General features: G+C 35.4%; 13 protein-coding genes. 9 read left to right on the top strand and 4 right to left on the bottom strand.

What is annotated here, in order from left to right; all coding sequences use genetic code 11:
* Positions 1 to 66 precede the first annotated feature (66 nt).
* The 4 genes from CWS31_RS02525 (at position 67) to CWS31_RS02510 (ending at position 2,390) form a co-directional block, all read left to right on the top strand.
* The gene (locus tag CWS31_RS02525; protein WP_101343526.1) at positions 67 to 762 is read left to right on the top strand and encodes a PspA/IM30 family protein; all 696 of its coding nucleotides are present in this window, start codon (positions 67 to 69) and stop codon (positions 760 to 762) included.
* Positions 763 to 921: 159 nt separating this feature from the next.
* On the top strand, positions 922 to 1,563 hold the full coding sequence (locus tag CWS31_RS02520; RefSeq protein ID WP_101343525.1) for a hypothetical protein: 642 nt from the start codon (positions 922 to 924) through the stop codon (positions 1,561 to 1,563).
* A gap of 82 nt (positions 1,564 to 1,645) precedes the next feature.
* A complete protein-coding gene (locus tag CWS31_RS02515) occupies positions 1,646 to 1,972 on the top strand; it encodes a hypothetical protein (RefSeq protein WP_101343524.1) in 327 nt (108 codons plus the stop codon).
* A 160-nt stretch (positions 1,973 to 2,132) separates the two neighbouring features.
* Positions 2,133 to 2,390 carry an Lpp/OprI family alanine-zipper lipoprotein gene (locus tag CWS31_RS02510; RefSeq protein WP_101343523.1) on the top strand — a complete coding sequence of 86 codons (258 nt, stop codon included), beginning with the start codon at positions 2,133 to 2,135 and terminating at the stop codon, positions 2,388 to 2,390.
* An 81-nt stretch (positions 2,391 to 2,471) separates the two neighbouring features.
* Here CWS31_RS02510 and CWS31_RS02505 read toward each other — a convergent pair whose 3' ends face one another.
* Together CWS31_RS02505 and CWS31_RS02500 are read right to left on the bottom strand one after the other, a co-directional pair.
* Positions 2,472 to 3,386, bottom strand: a complete 915-nt coding sequence (locus CWS31_RS02505; protein WP_101343522.1) for a L,D-transpeptidase family protein — start codon at positions 3,384 to 3,386, stop codon at positions 2,472 to 2,474.
* A gap of 39 nt (positions 3,387 to 3,425) precedes the next feature.
* Positions 3,426 to 5,189, bottom strand: a complete 1,764-nt coding sequence (locus CWS31_RS02500) for a CYTH domain-containing protein (protein WP_101343521.1) — start codon at positions 5,187 to 5,189, stop codon at positions 3,426 to 3,428.
* Between the two features lie 494 nt (positions 5,190 to 5,683).
* On the opposite strand from CWS31_RS02500, the gene CWS31_RS02495 reads away from it, so the two are divergent.
* Entirely contained in the window at positions 5,684 to 6,289 is a 606-nt protein-coding gene (locus CWS31_RS02495; protein WP_101343520.1) for a TIGR04211 family SH3 domain-containing protein, read from the top strand.
* 102 nt (positions 6,290 to 6,391) lie between these two features.
* Here CWS31_RS02495 and CWS31_RS02490 read toward each other — a convergent pair whose 3' ends face one another.
* Positions 6,392 to 7,507, bottom strand: a complete 1,116-nt coding sequence (locus CWS31_RS02490; protein WP_101343519.1) for a glycosyltransferase — start codon at positions 7,505 to 7,507, stop codon at positions 6,392 to 6,394.
* A gap of 14 nt (positions 7,508 to 7,521) precedes the next feature.
* Positions 7,522 to 8,592 carry a glycosyltransferase family 9 protein gene (locus CWS31_RS02485; RefSeq protein ID WP_101343518.1) on the bottom strand — a complete coding sequence of 357 codons (1,071 nt, stop codon included), beginning with the start codon at positions 8,590 to 8,592 and terminating at the stop codon, positions 7,522 to 7,524.
* A gap of 329 nt (positions 8,593 to 8,921) precedes the next feature.
* Between CWS31_RS02485 and CWS31_RS02480 the strand changes: the two genes are divergently transcribed.
* The 4 genes from CWS31_RS02480 (at position 8,922) to CWS31_RS02465 (ending at position 14,310) form a co-directional block, all read left to right on the top strand.
* Entirely contained in the window at positions 8,922 to 10,499 is a 1,578-nt protein-coding gene (locus CWS31_RS02480; protein WP_101343517.1) for a capsule assembly Wzi family protein, read from the top strand.
* Positions 10,500 to 10,648: 149 nt separating this feature from the next.
* Positions 10,649 to 11,542 carry a glycosyltransferase family 2 protein gene (locus tag CWS31_RS02475; RefSeq protein ID WP_101343516.1) on the top strand — a complete coding sequence of 298 codons (894 nt, stop codon included), beginning with the start codon at positions 10,649 to 10,651 and terminating at the stop codon, positions 11,540 to 11,542.
* 15 nt (positions 11,543 to 11,557) lie between these two features.
* Positions 11,558 to 12,676: a glycosyltransferase gene (locus CWS31_RS02470; protein ID WP_101343515.1), complete on the top strand. Its 1,119-nt coding sequence runs from the start codon at positions 11,558 to 11,560 to the stop codon at positions 12,674 to 12,676.
* On the top strand, positions 12,673 to 14,310 hold the full coding sequence (locus tag CWS31_RS02465; protein WP_101343514.1) for a glycosyltransferase family 2 protein: 1,638 nt from the start codon (positions 12,673 to 12,675) through the stop codon (positions 14,308 to 14,310). The genes CWS31_RS02470 and CWS31_RS02465 overlap by 4 nt, the downstream gene beginning before the upstream one ends.
* Positions 14,311 to 14,555 lie beyond the last annotated feature (245 nt).

Below are 14,555 nucleotides of genomic sequence, written 5' to 3'. Positions count from 1 at the left end.
TTTGTACCTAAGAAGTACTTAGTCACTATTTAGTAATCACTTTAATACCCAAGTTAGGAGTTAATAATGAGTATATTTAAAAAAATTATGACCGCAATTCGTGGCGGTGCGTCAGAAGCTGGTGAAGCAATTATTGATGCCAATGCTACCCGTATTTTTGAACAAGAAATTCGTGATGCTGAAAACCATTTAACCAAAGCAAAACGCGATTTAACTGGCGTTATGGCTGAACAAATGGCAGCAAAACGTGAAATAGACCGTGTAACACGTGAGATTACAGAACATGAAGGTTATGTAGCACAAGCCTTAGAAAAAGGTGATGAAACATTAGCGTTAGCCGTAGCAGAAAAAATTGCCACCTTAGAAAGTGCTTTAGCTGATCAACAACAAGCACATGATAGCTTTAGCGGCAGTGCTACCCGCTTGAAAGATCTAGTGAAGAAAAGTGAGCGTCAAGTTGCTGAACATAAACGTCAACTTTCTATGGTTAAAACCACTGAAAGTGTACAAAAAGCAACATCAGCGATCACAGATAATTTCTCATCAAGTAACTCTAAGCTATTGAGTGCTAAAGATTCTTTAGAACGTATTAAAGCTAAGCAACAAAAGTTTGATGATAAAATGAAAGCTGGCGAATTACTTGCCGCTGAAGATTCAGATACGTCATTACAAGCACAATTAAAAGCGGCTGGTATTGGTGCGCAAGACAATAGTGCTAACTCTGTATTAGAACGATTAAAAGCTAAACAAGCACAAAAATAGAAAATACAAGTAATATTAAGCCAGTTAATTAATTTAACTGGCTTTTTCATTTGTATTACATTGTAGTTTTCTCACTACTAATCAACTTACTACTCGACCTAGTAAATATTTTAGCTTCGAACCATTAACTTATAATTGTCTATTAATTCAGGTAATCCTATGAATTTTTTAAAAAAAATATTTTCTAAATCAACCGATACACCAAGAAAACTAACAAAGGTTTCTCAATTGCTGGTTGGCGATATTGTTGTTCTAACTGATAGCTTCGCCTTACCTGAGACATTACGCGGACAACAGTTTCAAGTAAAAGCCATTAATAGCTACGAATTTGAGCACAAGGTACAAACCGAGTGGGCGTTACTTGGTAGTAACCACCTCGAAATATTTTTATCATTAGAAGTTGATGATATTACCGAGCTTAAACTAACATTAAAGATTCAACATGAAGATGTGGAAACTTTATTTGACTTAGATAACTTTTCACAAGTCTTTGATGAGCCTGGCGAAGCATTTCTTGAGAAAAAATCAGACACTGAGCTAACCAAAATGTGGAGTAGCGACCAATATCAGCAAAGCGTATTTGCCACTGTTGGTTTTTTTCATCGTAAAGATCATCGTAGTGAAAGCCTATCACCTTATGAAGGTAAAGACAGTGGTGAGCAGTTCGAGCTTTACAGTCTTTACAATGAAGATCAAAGTAAAGGGGTTGATGTGGAAGTTTGGCAAGATGGCGATACCGAAGTTTGCTTAACGTTATTTAGACCGCTTAGCGATATCGTTGATATGTACCCTGGAAGCTAGGCATTTTACACAAACCAAATACTTAATTACAATTTCATTTAATTACTATTAGCTTACCAAAAGTTACTGTAGCGAGAACTCTATGACTAGGAAAATACCAGAGAAATGGCAATCATCAGTTAAAGCAATTAAAGCGGTACAAGTTGCTTTTGATATGGATGAAAAAATTCAATTATCAATCCGTAAACAAGCGCTCGAAGCAGGTTTAAGTCCTTCAGATCAAATACGTGATATTTTAGGTTTACCCATTAGCAAAAAGCCAAAACGTCCTCGCTTAACGGTCAGTTTGGCGCCTAGCGACTATGAGGTTCTTGCTCAAAAGTATCATTTAAATCCCGAAGACCAATTAGAAATCAAACGAAAACTAATGGATGATTTAATTTCTCATATAAACGATAGTAATACCTAAACTATTCAAACGAAAATATTCAATATTTTCAACAACTAATAAATATGGTTAATAAATAACAAATACTTATCAAAAATTTAACTGTAACTACTTTGTTATAATTTTTTTTTATGGCATACTGCTCCCAACCAGAAAAATTAACTTCACTAGGGATATTATTATGTTAAAAAAACTTACTACTCTTTCATTAGTATTAGCATTAACTGCTTGTGCAAACACTGACGCTCTTGACGCTAACATCAACAAATTAACTAACAAAGTTGATGCGTTATCTGCTCAAGTTTCTGATTTAGAAACACAACAAAAAGCAACTATGGCTGACGCTAAAGCAGCTAAAGCATCAGCTGAAGAAGCTGCTGCAAATGCTAAAGCAGCTAACAAACGTATTGATAACGTTGTAGCTTCTTACAAAAAATAAACTTTATTAATTATAAATTTTAATAATTAATAAATAAAAAAAGCACCCTAGGGTGCTTTTTTTATGTCCAGGTTTTTAGGGCTACTCTGTTAACTCAATAACTAAACCTTGTGGCTTATCCAAAACAGGGATAAGTTGCTGCCAATGTTCGCGCTTAGTGCCCACAAATCGTTGCAGTGCCCTGGTAAGAATAACTTTATCCTTAGTGACTTCATTTTCATCGGTTAACGGTTGGTGTATTTCGATTAATTGCTTACCGTCTTTTTCATAAGACATTTTTACTGGTTGATTAATAATTCTAACTTTAGTCCCTTTCGGTACATTATTGAATACCCACTCAATATCCTCATCATACATACGTATACAACCAGAACTAGCGCGCATTCCAATGCCAAAACGCTTATTAGAGCCATGAATTAAGTACTCACTCGTGTCTAAACGAATTGCATATTTACCAAATGGATTATCGGGTCCAGATGGCACTTCTTTAGGTAAATACTCGCCATGCTCTTCAAAATGACGCTGTTGCGCTTCTTTGGTTGGCCGCCAAGTAGGGTTTTTACGCTTTTGCCCTACAACGGTATTTGTTAATGGCGTGGTTAATCCTTCTCGACCAATACCGACAGGAAAAACATGTACTTTATTTTCATCTGGCGAAAAATAGTATAAACGTAGTTCTGGTAGATTAATAACTATGCCCACTTGTGGAACATAAGGCAGTAACATCTGATTGGGAATAATAACTTCTGTCCCCGGTTTCAATAAAAAAGGATCAAGTTTAGGGTTCGCAGCCAATAAAGCTAAGAAACCAACATTATAATCCTCTGCCAATTGCTGAAAATAATCACCTTCAACCGCTGTATGGATAATTGGCTCGCCGATCAATCTATTTTTAATGTTGCTCATATCATAAACTTTTGCCATTAATGGCTGACTTATGAGCAATATGGTTAAAAGAGTTAATGAGAAAGAAAGTGGGCGTAATATTTTATTCATAATTTAAAATTAATACTCATGTTTATCTACACGTAACTATTATTTGCAATAGGTTTCTGGCCAATAAGGCTCCATTCCTGCACTGTTCACAACAGCTTGATCAAGGTCAATAATACACTTGTCGTGTAAACTTGTTAGCCACGCTGTAATATGTTCTATTTCGACAGGCTTTTCTAATAAAGCTTTAGCATCCATTACCTGAAGTCTTGATTCAAGCGCAACTACACACTGCAACTTATTTACACTTTCCTTAATATCAAGCCAAGGTGCAATGTAGGTTTTGATTATATCACTTTCAGAGTCAGTAAATACACTACCTAACCAACAGATTGTTAATAGTGCTCTATTTAATAATACCTGTGCTGATTTATTCTCTGTAATTAAGTAGGGTTTATCTTTTGCAAAAAGATTAGCAAGTTCACTATTAACAGCGTTACGATAACTTGTCAGTTGAGCGGCTGAAAAATCGACAATAGCCATGTTGCTTTGCTGTAACTCAGAGCTGTTATGCTCATTCTTTAGTAATAACATTAATAAGCTTAATTGTAATTGATTAAAACGCTCACTATGTAATAGGCTTAAGGTGTGGGCACTATCGGGGTAAGGGTCATTATCATCATCGATAGTTATAATTGACTCTAAGGTAAACTCTAATAGTGATTTTTCTGCCTCATTCATCCCAACAACCACATCGATCTCTGTTTTTTCCAACGAGTGAGATAAAAAATGAGAGAAAAGTTGATCGTTTAATACTTTATCAAGCCAACTAAATTTACCAATAAAGTAGCTCAACTCCTTACGAATAAACTCATCCCGCTCTGTTAACTCAGCTTCAAAAATCCAAAACCCATGTCTAAGTAATATCAACAGCGTTTGTATTTTTTGTAACGCAGTTATTTGCCGCGCAGTTAAAGCATCAGACTCATTTTGAACGCTAGTATTCGCTTCATTCGCGCATGTCGCCACATACTCGTCAACACGCAACTGTAATTGCGTTAAACTAGTTGATAACCCTTCCATTAATGCAGTTTTTAATGATTCATTAGAAGTTAATTTTATCAAGGGTAATTCAGGCGGTGTATTTATTGGTAAGCTTTTCTCAAGGCAAATATTACTCGTATCTATGCTCTGACGATACAAAGCATAGCCTCGCGCGGCTTTTGTTAACTGACCGGGGCGTAATGCTAATTTGCTAAAAAGTAATTTCGTTAAACCAAACAGCGCATCGGTAGGACCACTAACAACCTCTAATTCAACTTCATGAATAGGCTCTTTGTACTGATAACCTGAACAGACAATATCACCACAATCAAAAGCCACTTCAATTTGAGCATTATCTTGGGTATTACCTTGGATATTAGGAATAGTTACCAACCAAGTGTTACGGGTGAAATTAGTTGCAAAAAGCTCAATTACTTGTTGCTGTAGCTGGTTTATATCGGTGTTATTTGGCCAAATTGTTGCCGGAAATAAAGCCAAAAGTGGTTTTGCGTTATTAATATCTACATTGTATTCTGGTCTTTGGTGTAAACCCGCAATAACTTTACCTGAGGTTTTTATGGTTTGTTCAAAATGCTCATTTTCAGCCCCTTTTTTTGTACCGCGTGTTCGCAGCGCAATACGATTTTTACGTAAAGTAAAATCAGGGGTATCAAAATAGCAATTACTCAAACTTTTTTCTTGATGAACAAAAGTAAGATCATGTTCAGTCAATAACTGACTTATTACTGTTTTTATCTGCGTTGATCTTGCTGTATTAGAGGTTTCAAGCAGGGAATATTTTAATTCTATTTCGGTAACCATTTTGTCCTAATTAATATTTATTAACTTGAGTTCGGGATAGTAGTATTGATATAAGTTAATTATATCAATACCTTAGTCATGTATAACGGTAGCGGCTTTAGTGATTATTGAACTATTCTTTAGCTATTAATAGATCAAGGTGAGAAAGCGAGTCCAATAACAGATTATGGGGCTTTCATAACACAGCTCATTTAAAGAAAATACCGATAAACAAGGCTGTTGTAGTATTTTTCTTATCAGAAACTTAGGTTTATTAATAACTTTACATTCATTACACAAGGATACCGATAGTCTGCCCTTATGCCAATAGCGAGTATGGTTTTATTACCTTTGATTAACAAATTAATGTAAGCGAATATAACCAAGTAAAACGTCTATTTTAAGGGGGTTAATGGTGTTTTTTAATGCTAGAGGCAAAAATCTTAGCTTGCCATCAAAGCAGCAAACACATAATATCTTGTCTTCTTTGATTTATTTACTACATTGGTTTTTCTATGAATAACGTTATTAATGTCATAACAATGATTGTTATCACTTTATCTAGCTCGCTTTTTTTATCCGCCCATGCTGCAGAAAATAATTACAAGCAAGGCTATATTTCAGATGAGTTATTCATTTATATGCATACGGGGCCTGGAACCAACTATAGAATTCTAGGTACGATTCTCGCTGGCACTGAAATTAAAATAACAGGTGCGGCTGATAATAATTATAGTGAAATTATTGATAACACCAATCGCACTGCTTGGGTTGAAAGCAAGTATGTTACAACGCAACCGGGCTTACGTTTTGTTGTAGCTGAATTAAACGAGCAAATAGCGACAAGTAATAACTTCACTACGCAACTTGATGGCGAAGTAAATGAGCTTAACAGTAAAGTTAATTTATTAACCAACGATAAAAAAAATCTTACCACTGAGCTCAAAGAATTAACCGATATACTAGAAAAAACCCAAGCCAAAATTAAAGATCAAGATACCAATATCAAGAAACAGTGGTTCTTTAATGGTGCTTTAGTATTAGGCATTGGTTTAATCTTAGGTTTGATTTTACCAAAACTTTTCGCTCGTCGTCGTGGCTCTATGGACAGTTGGTCATAACGATAAGTTGCTAATCATTAATTAACTGTCTCAATAATCACTTGAGGTTATTTGAGACAGTTATTTGAGTACAAATACATACAGTAACAGCCTTCTTAGCAGTTAACTCTTACTTGGGCTTTTAGTTAAACTTAAGTATTGATGTGCAATATCACACGCAGAAACTTTGTTTAAAATTCCTGCATCACTCAGGTTTAATTTCGTATTTAATACAGTATCTATCGCCTTAGCCAAGGCTGTAGCATCTCTTCTTGGTACTAGGAATTCGGTTAATTCACCTGTTAAAATCTCGTCAGGCCCGTGCGGACAAGCGGTACTTACCACTTTGGTACCAACGGCAATAGCTTCAACTAAAACATTACCAAAACCCTCATAATCAGAGCTAAGTATTAAAGCTTGAGCATGTTTTATCCAATTGTATGGGTTGTCTTGAAAACCAGGTAAAATAAGGCGTTCGGCAACACTATATTTTTCAGCTAGTTTTAGCGCTTTAGCTGGCTTATTACATAATAAAACTAATTTCACGTCTGCTGAAACTTGTGCTAAAGCCGCAAATAATATGTCATGACGTTTTTGCTTGGCAAGTCGACCAACATGAATAATGTATGGTTCATTAGGAATATTAGGGTTTTCTATTGCTGCTTTAAGTTTAATATCGTTAATATCAAACGGGTTAAAAATAGTACGTATACTCTTCGGTTTAATGATATTGCCAATAAGGACTTCTTGCTCAATTCCTTTTGAAACAGCAATTAAGTTTTTTCCTGATAAGTTTTGTTTAGATTTCAGTAAGTACCAGTAGGATAAAGGGCCTAATTTTTTTTGTCTCTGTAGCTCTTCCTCAACACTGTTATGCACAATATAATAAACATTTTTAACGTTACTTTTAGCGAGTAAATTATTACTGCGATCTAAATTAGAGAGAACTAAATTAAAAGCCTTGCCTTGATTTTCTTGCTGAGTAAACCACTCTTCTAGCTTACTAACACTCGCTTTAATTTGCCAAAACCTATCTACTTTTGACGCTTTGTGATTAAACAGATAGGACATCTTGATGCCCTCTGGAATACTATAATCACAACGATTACCTAATGATAAAAGACTAACGCTATGGCCTTGCACAACAAGTTCACTAGCTAAGCTTAACATTACTCGCTCTGCCCCTCCGCCTGTCAAACCATCAATTACGATTGCTATATTTTTTACTTTATCAGTCATGTTTACCTTAAGCTTTATCTGGCGGCTGTATGAAATAGTGAATCAATATCAGCAACAATGGTTGCCAAAGCATTAACCGCAGCTGTCTTTTTCAACTGACTAGACATTACATTATATTTATCTTCATCAAGCATGAGCATAGTTTGAGTGACTAAACTTGTAATTGACGCTTCAGCTGCAAAAACCAACTTCGCTTTATCACAACGTTTTAATCGCGCAGGCTGATCGGGTGAGACAGGTGCTGCTACGCAAGGTTTATGCAGCGCAATACATTGTAGTAAAGTATCTCCTGCGCTAATAACACAACCTTTGGCATTAACCAATAAGCTAATAAAATCATTATTATTGATGCTTTTAATACAGGTTACCGCTGAATTTTCTGGCAGGCTTTTAGGGTAATTACTCCCAAATAATACAACACATTTTTGCTGTGTTTTTTGCTGAAACGTTAAAGCAGCCTGATAGTAAAGATCGGTGGCAAGTTCATTACTGACTTTATGTCCGCCTGAACCAGCATTAAAGATGAAATAATCATTTTTCATCAAGCCAAATTGATCTAACAACGCTAATTGCGCAGCTTGATCACTTAACTCAAAAACAGCACCAATATTTTGCGGTACTCGTTTATTGAAAATAGATAACTTTAACCGTTGCCAAACATTAATTGGTTGAATGCAAAAGTCTGGCTGTGCAACCCAATGAATATCAGTATTGAATAAACGGTTTAGTTTTAAACCACGGCTACGTTTTTTATTATGTTGGGAAATAAACGCTACTTTTGCGCCAACCGATTTCGCCTGTTTAAATTGTGAAGCACGCCCTGATGCATCAAACACCACTAGTTCAGGGCGAAGATTATTAATAATATTATTAACTGTTTTGGCATTTTTAGTTGGCGAGCCATCACACAAGTGAACCGTATAAGGGCAGTCTTTTATATACGACACCTGTGAATTTAAAATGAAGTGAATATTTACATTAGGCCAACGTTTTTGTAGCGCCCTCGCAATTATAATCGAGCGCATATATTCACCAATCCCTGATGGTGATGACACAGGAATGAATAAAATACAGTTCGGTTCCATAAAGCGCGCTACCTAAAATATAATATTGAACAAACGCTGCTCTTTGGGTTTAATATTCCCCCTGAGAGATCAACATACTCTAGTAAATAAAGATGATTAAAATCATATATTTTACCTGAAAACTATCGTTTCCTCTAATACCGATTACTGTTTTTTGTTACTTACTCCAAACAATAGATGAGATAAATAGGTAAGACTGCTACAATCTCAAAAATTTTATTCACTTTATATTGCTAAGTATTTTTTGATTTTTAGAATTCTTCGTCAATTTTTACTTTTTCCAGTTGATATTTTTATATCTAATAGTACTTTATTTTTAGGACGTTTCGATGTTGTTAAAGCCTATTTTGGCCAGTTTAGTTATCGCTTTATCTTCTTTAACTCCAAGCTTAGCTGCACCTTGGGTCGAGCCTGATAATCTAGCCCTTAGAAATGATATTCAATTACTTGCGGATGCCGGTATTATTACCGCCCCAGTAACAACATATCCGTTGATGTGGAACGCCATTAAAGGCGATATCATGTCAGCAAACACTTCTTTATTAAACGACGCACAGTTACAAGCGCTTAGCCATGTTAGATATAACTTCAAATATGCCTCGGATCATAACAACATTACCAAACAAACCGTTTACCTAGCCACGGATGCAAAACGTTTTACCAGCTTTGGCAATGCCGATTTTGACAAAGGTGACATTGAGTTATCTGATGAATTTTTTGTTGGTAATCTAGCGGGGAAATTCCAAGTTAATTACCGTTTAGGCTTAGATGATAACCCTGACTTAAATCAGGGCAGTGATGTCAATATCGACGGTAGTTATCTTGCGTATAAATTAGGTAACTGGGTATTAACTGCGGGGGCTATTGATCGTTGGTGGGGACCTGGTGTTGATACTAACTTGATAATGACCACCAATGCTAGACCATTACCTGCAATGAGCTTTACTCGTGATAATTCAGACGCATTTGAAACACCTTGGTTAAGCTGGATAGGCCCTTGGACATTAACCGCACAAATGGCAAAACTTGAAGAAGACAGAGCAGTACCTGACACCTTGCTATGGAGCACTCGTGCAACTATGCGCCCATTTCGAGGTCTTGAAATAGGTGGCTCTTGGTCATTTCAATGGGCAGGTGAAGGACAACCTAGTTCAATAGGTGATTTTTTTGATATTCTTTTCGGTAGTAAAGAGTGTGCTAATGACCAACCTGATTGTGATGAATCACAAAACACTTTTCAAGGTAATCATTTAGCCGGCTACGACATACGTTGGTCAGACACATTACTAGATCTTCCATATGCTTTGTACTTTCAAACTATAGGTGAAGATGGTTCACCAAATGCGGGATTAATAACAGACAAAGCCGATACTTACGGCATTGAAACGCGCTTCACTTTATTTAATCAACGTGTATTTGCCAACCTAGAATATACTGATACTCAAGTAGCTTGTGGCGGTACGGGTACTACAACACTTAACTGCTTTTATGAGCATGGCACTTATAATTCGGGTTATCGTTATTACACTCGCACCATAGGTTCAACCTATGACAATGACGCACAGTCGTTAGTGGCGACTTTTTTAATGCAAACCGAAGCGGGCAATAGCTGGCAATTAAAATTTAGAAAAGTCGACTTAAATACCGATAATATTGACCGTTACCCTGATAATATTAATCAAGGAAATTCGGTATCAAAAGTTGCTGAAGATGTTTTACAATTTGACGGCTATTACAAATTTATTGCCTTGGATTCCCGCTTTACGTTAGGAGTTTTAGTAACTAACTCAGACTACGGGAATGACATAAACACCATTACAGCAGTAACTGATGAAGCACCTCTTTATGAAAGTGGCACTGAAATTGATGCTTATATAAAGTGGGAATACCGATTTAACGCCTTCTAGCTGTTTTGATTAATGACTAAATAAGTTAAAAGCATCAAATTAATTTATTATCTAACAAGCATTTAATAATTAACGATTAATTAAAAAATTAAAATAGTGGTATACTCTAGTACTCGGTAATAATAATGAATCAATAAGCGAACTTGTTAATGAAACCAACTAAAACTTATACTCCTCGCTGGTATAACACTTATGCCATTCATTTTTTTCGTTTGATCCTAACGAAAATAATGCCAACCTCTTGGTTTAGAGCACCATTACCGGCAGTAAAAGATCGCAACGCTGTTGATGGCTTTTTCAATTTAGAAATAGTCAGCCATTGTTGGGGTTATTCCAACATGCTTACCTATCAATTAAGTTCATTTGTTAATTACCCGCCAACAAAATGTGCACTCACTGTTACTGTTTTTTACGCTAAAGAAGATACCAAGAGCCAAGCCGTAGTTGACTTTTTTAGCCAAAAAACAGTAGAAAATGTCACTTGGAATTTTCAAGCTCTATCTAAAGGCAAACTATTTAGACGCGGTATTGGTCGCAATATTGCAGCCCGCACCACTAATGCTGATTGGTTATGGTTTACCGATTGCGATATTATTTTTCACGAAAACTGTTTAGATTCACTTGCCGAGCAATTACAAGGTAAGCAAGAAACTTTATATTACCCTCGACAAGAACGCACCACTGAAATGTTAGAGCAAGACGATCCTATGCTACGTCAAGACAGTGAACCTCACCTTGTTAATATTGATACTGAAGGCTTTAGCTTACATTCACGCGACAAAGCCAAAGGCGCTTTTCAAATAGTTCACGGCGACGTAGCTCGCGCTATTGGTTATTGTGAAAAATTAAAAATGTTTCAAACTGAAGATGATCGCTGGCGTAAAACCTACGAAGACACCGCATTTAAATGGTTGATTTCTAGTGAGGGTATTCCATTAGAAATTGATGGCGTATTCCAAATTCGTCATGTACAGAAAGGTCGCTACACTAAAGACTCGAGTATTTCCAGAGTCCGCAGTAAGATTAGGCGTTTACAAGAATAATTCAGATTATTGAACATGAAGTATAATATTTTAATCTTTACCAAAAAAGTACTCCCTCGATCCAATACCTTTGTCGCAGCACAAACAAAAGGATTAAAACAGTTCATTCCTACTTTTATTGGCTTTAGGAAAGATAAAACGGGCCTGTCACTCATTGGGGAGTCCGATACCTGCACATTACAAGAACACACAAAGTATCTAAATATATCTAAATTTGCATTAGAAGTATTTTATTATGTCCCAAAACGATGGAAACACGCATTACAAGCAAAGAAGCCTTCCATTATTCATGCCCACTTTGGGAAAGGTGGTTTTTATTGTGTAAATATTGCTAACAGCCTCGATATACCTCTTGTAGTCACATTCCACGGCTCTGATATAACTCAAAATGATAAATTTTCATACAATACTAAACATCGAAAATTAGTCTTTGATAATGCAAAAATAATAATCGCCGTGTCAAAATTTATTGAAACTAAACTATTAGAAAATCATTGTCCAAAAGAAAAAATAATCCAATTATACACAGGAATTGATTGTACTTTTTTTTCAACAAAACAAGAGAATAATGATATACCCACTGTTTTATTTGTTGGTCGCTTAATAAAACAAAAAGGTGTTGATTACCTGTTAAAAGCGATGCAACTTGTTGAGAAAAAGCTTCCACAAGCTCAAGTTATTATTGCTGGAGATGGCGTGCAGCGAAAATATCTTGAAGAATTAGGGAGATTAAATAAAAACATCAAATTTGTTGGCTCTCAATCAAGAGAGCAGATTAGAGATTTGATGGATAATGCTTGGATTTTATGTGCGCCAAGTATTCGAATGACGAGAGGAAATGAAGAAGGACTAGGAATGGTCTTTCTCGAAGCACAAGCGATGGGAACGCCGATAATTAGTTTCGATACCGGTGGCATAAAAGAGGCTGTAATTGATGGTAAGACCGGTTTATTAGTTAAAGAAGGTGATATTAATACCTTAAGTGAAAAAATAGAATTATTATTAACGGATACTGAGCTAAGAAATAAATTTTCATATGCCGGAATAAAACATGTTCGAGAGCACTTTAATATAAATCATCAAAATAAAGTATTAGAAAATCTTTATTTACAAACGATCAAAGGCTATCAATGAAGCTACCGTTAAAACAAAAAATTAAATTTTGGTTACAGACAGGTCTAATTCACTTTTTTAGGTCTACAATTTTAAATTTTTCGTCAAAAACAAAAAACGAAAAACAAAGGTTTAGCACTTTAACCTTTGATAAAAATGCTTCCCCCCTCTCCTTATCTGAAGATAGTTCAATAACAGTAATACTTACTGCATTTCAACGCATTGAAAATATTGAATCGCAAATCACTGCAATTAGAAATCAATCAATAAAACCAACTGAAATATGGCTTTGGTCTAATCAAAGTAATGAAGAACTTTCTGATGTTTCAAGCCAAGTTGACAGAGTTATAGTAAATAACAGTAATTTTTTTTCATGGGGTAAATTTGCTATTGCTAATTTAGCCCGCACACAATATCTTGCTTTTTTTGATGATGATATTCAACCTGAGCCTAAGTGGTTTGATAATTGTTTAAAAACTATCAACAATGGGGTTGACGGTATTATTGGCGGCTCAGGTGTTATTATCAATAGTACCATTATTGATAAGAAGCAAGAGTTGATTATTGGGTGGAATGGTTATCATAATGCAGCACCTGTTGAAGTAGACTTTGCTAAACAAGCATTATTTTTTGACAAGAAACACCTCCAGTATATCTGGCGTGAAGAGCCCCATGCCTGGTATAAATCAGATGATATACATCTAAGTTATATGGCAAAAAAGTACGGTGATATTAAAACATATATTGCCCCCCATCCTAAAAACGTTCAGAGTATTTGGTGTTGCAATGCTGAATTTGGCAAAATTTCGACACGTTCAAAGCTAAGTGATAGCTTTTCAGACGAAATAGAAGGAATGATTGAGCAATATATCAACGGCGGTTGGAAAACTGTTAAACATGTTCCTAAAACGTTAACGCAGCAGCCAATTACTAAACACTTTAACGATGAATTACTTCTTTTTACAGATAAACTAAATAACCACGAAAATTTCTCTATTGTTAGGTTTGGTGACGGTGAAATGTTAATCATAAAAGGAGAGCCTATTGATTTATCCAAAAGTACTGGTGGCTTCAAATATACACCCAATGACACTACTGATGAGAAATATCGGAAAATACTAACCCAATCTCTTTCCTTTAAAAGTTCAAACTACTTTGTCGGGTTACCTGCTAGGTGCTGTGTTGGTGATGATTATTGTGATAGTTTAAAAGAGCTTTCCAATCAATCTGAAAAACAACTAACGTGGGCTGCTATTTTTGTAAACAGCAATTATCCTCATTTTTTAAATATAACAGTGGAAGCTATTTCTAAAAGAAAGACTAATATTATTTGCTTTAATAAGGCACGCCTTGAAAATTTGCCTTTTCAAGTGACTAAAGATTTTAGAATAGGTATTAATGCTTGGGTTGATGATTATGAAAAAACCTTGGCTGATATTGACGCTTATATAAGCTTGAACAATATTGAAAATCAGGTTTTTATTTTCTGTGCCGGAGTTTTGAGTAATATGTTAATTTACAAGCTAACTGAGAAACACCCTAACAATACCTATTTAGACGTTGGTTCAGTGTTTGATCTTTATTTAAGTTTGGGCAAAACAAGAAGGTATCTAAGAGGTAATAAAAAAACTCTTGAACACACATGTATTTGGTAATGAAGGCATGCTTGTTATAGCTTTCAGGTAATGATCTTTTTAAACAAAGGACTAACTACTTCAAGATGAATACAAATGATTGATTATCAAAATTCATATTTTTACAATCAAAGTATATAGTTTTGTATTTAACCGTTGACACCTCACAACTAAATGCGCTATTAATAAGCTATAGAAAGCTTTATTTAACGAGTGATTTTTATCGGCATTTTCCGTATAATCACGCCAGCGCAAAAAGAACATGA

Source organism: Colwellia echini (genome assembly GCF_002843355.2).
Taxonomy (GTDB): Bacteria; Pseudomonadota; Gammaproteobacteria; order Enterobacterales; family Alteromonadaceae; genus Colwellia; species Colwellia echini.
The sequence above is the reverse complement of the archived record's forward strand: the minus strand, read 5'-3'. Positions and strand labels throughout refer to the sequence as shown.

Coding starts and splice junctions, on each gene's coding strand:
- CWS31_RS02515 (WP_101343524.1), top strand. CDS start 1,646: ATGACTAGGAAAATACCAGAGAAATGGCAATCATCAGTTAAAGCAATT.
- CWS31_RS02485 (WP_101343518.1), bottom strand. CDS start 8,592: ATGGAACCGAACTGTATTTTATTCATTCCTGTGTCATCACCATCAGGG.
- CWS31_RS02470 (WP_101343515.1), top strand. CDS start 11,558: ATGAAGTATAATATTTTAATCTTTACCAAAAAAGTACTCCCTCGATCC.
- CWS31_RS02490 (WP_101343519.1), bottom strand. CDS start 7,507: ATGACTGATAAAGTAAAAAATATAGCAATCGTAATTGATGGTTTGACA.
- CWS31_RS02520 (WP_101343525.1), top strand. CDS start 922: ATGAATTTTTTAAAAAAAATATTTTCTAAATCAACCGATACACCAAGA.
- CWS31_RS02525 (WP_101343526.1), top strand. CDS start 67: ATGAGTATATTTAAAAAAATTATGACCGCAATTCGTGGCGGTGCGTCA.
- CWS31_RS02505 (WP_101343522.1), bottom strand. CDS start 3,386: ATGAATAAAATATTACGCCCACTTTCTTTCTCATTAACTCTTTTAACC.
- CWS31_RS02510 (WP_101343523.1), top strand. CDS start 2,133: ATGTTAAAAAAACTTACTACTCTTTCATTAGTATTAGCATTAACTGCT.
- CWS31_RS02465 (WP_101343514.1), top strand. CDS start 12,673: ATGAAGCTACCGTTAAAACAAAAAATTAAATTTTGGTTACAGACAGGT.
- CWS31_RS02480 (WP_101343517.1), top strand. CDS start 8,922: ATGTTGTTAAAGCCTATTTTGGCCAGTTTAGTTATCGCTTTATCTTCT.
- CWS31_RS02500 (WP_101343521.1), bottom strand. CDS start 5,189: ATGGTTACCGAAATAGAATTAAAATATTCCCTGCTTGAAACCTCTAAT.
- CWS31_RS02475 (WP_101343516.1), top strand. CDS start 10,649: ATGAAACCAACTAAAACTTATACTCCTCGCTGGTATAACACTTATGCC.
- CWS31_RS02495 (WP_101343520.1), top strand. CDS start 5,684: ATGAATAACGTTATTAATGTCATAACAATGATTGTTATCACTTTATCT.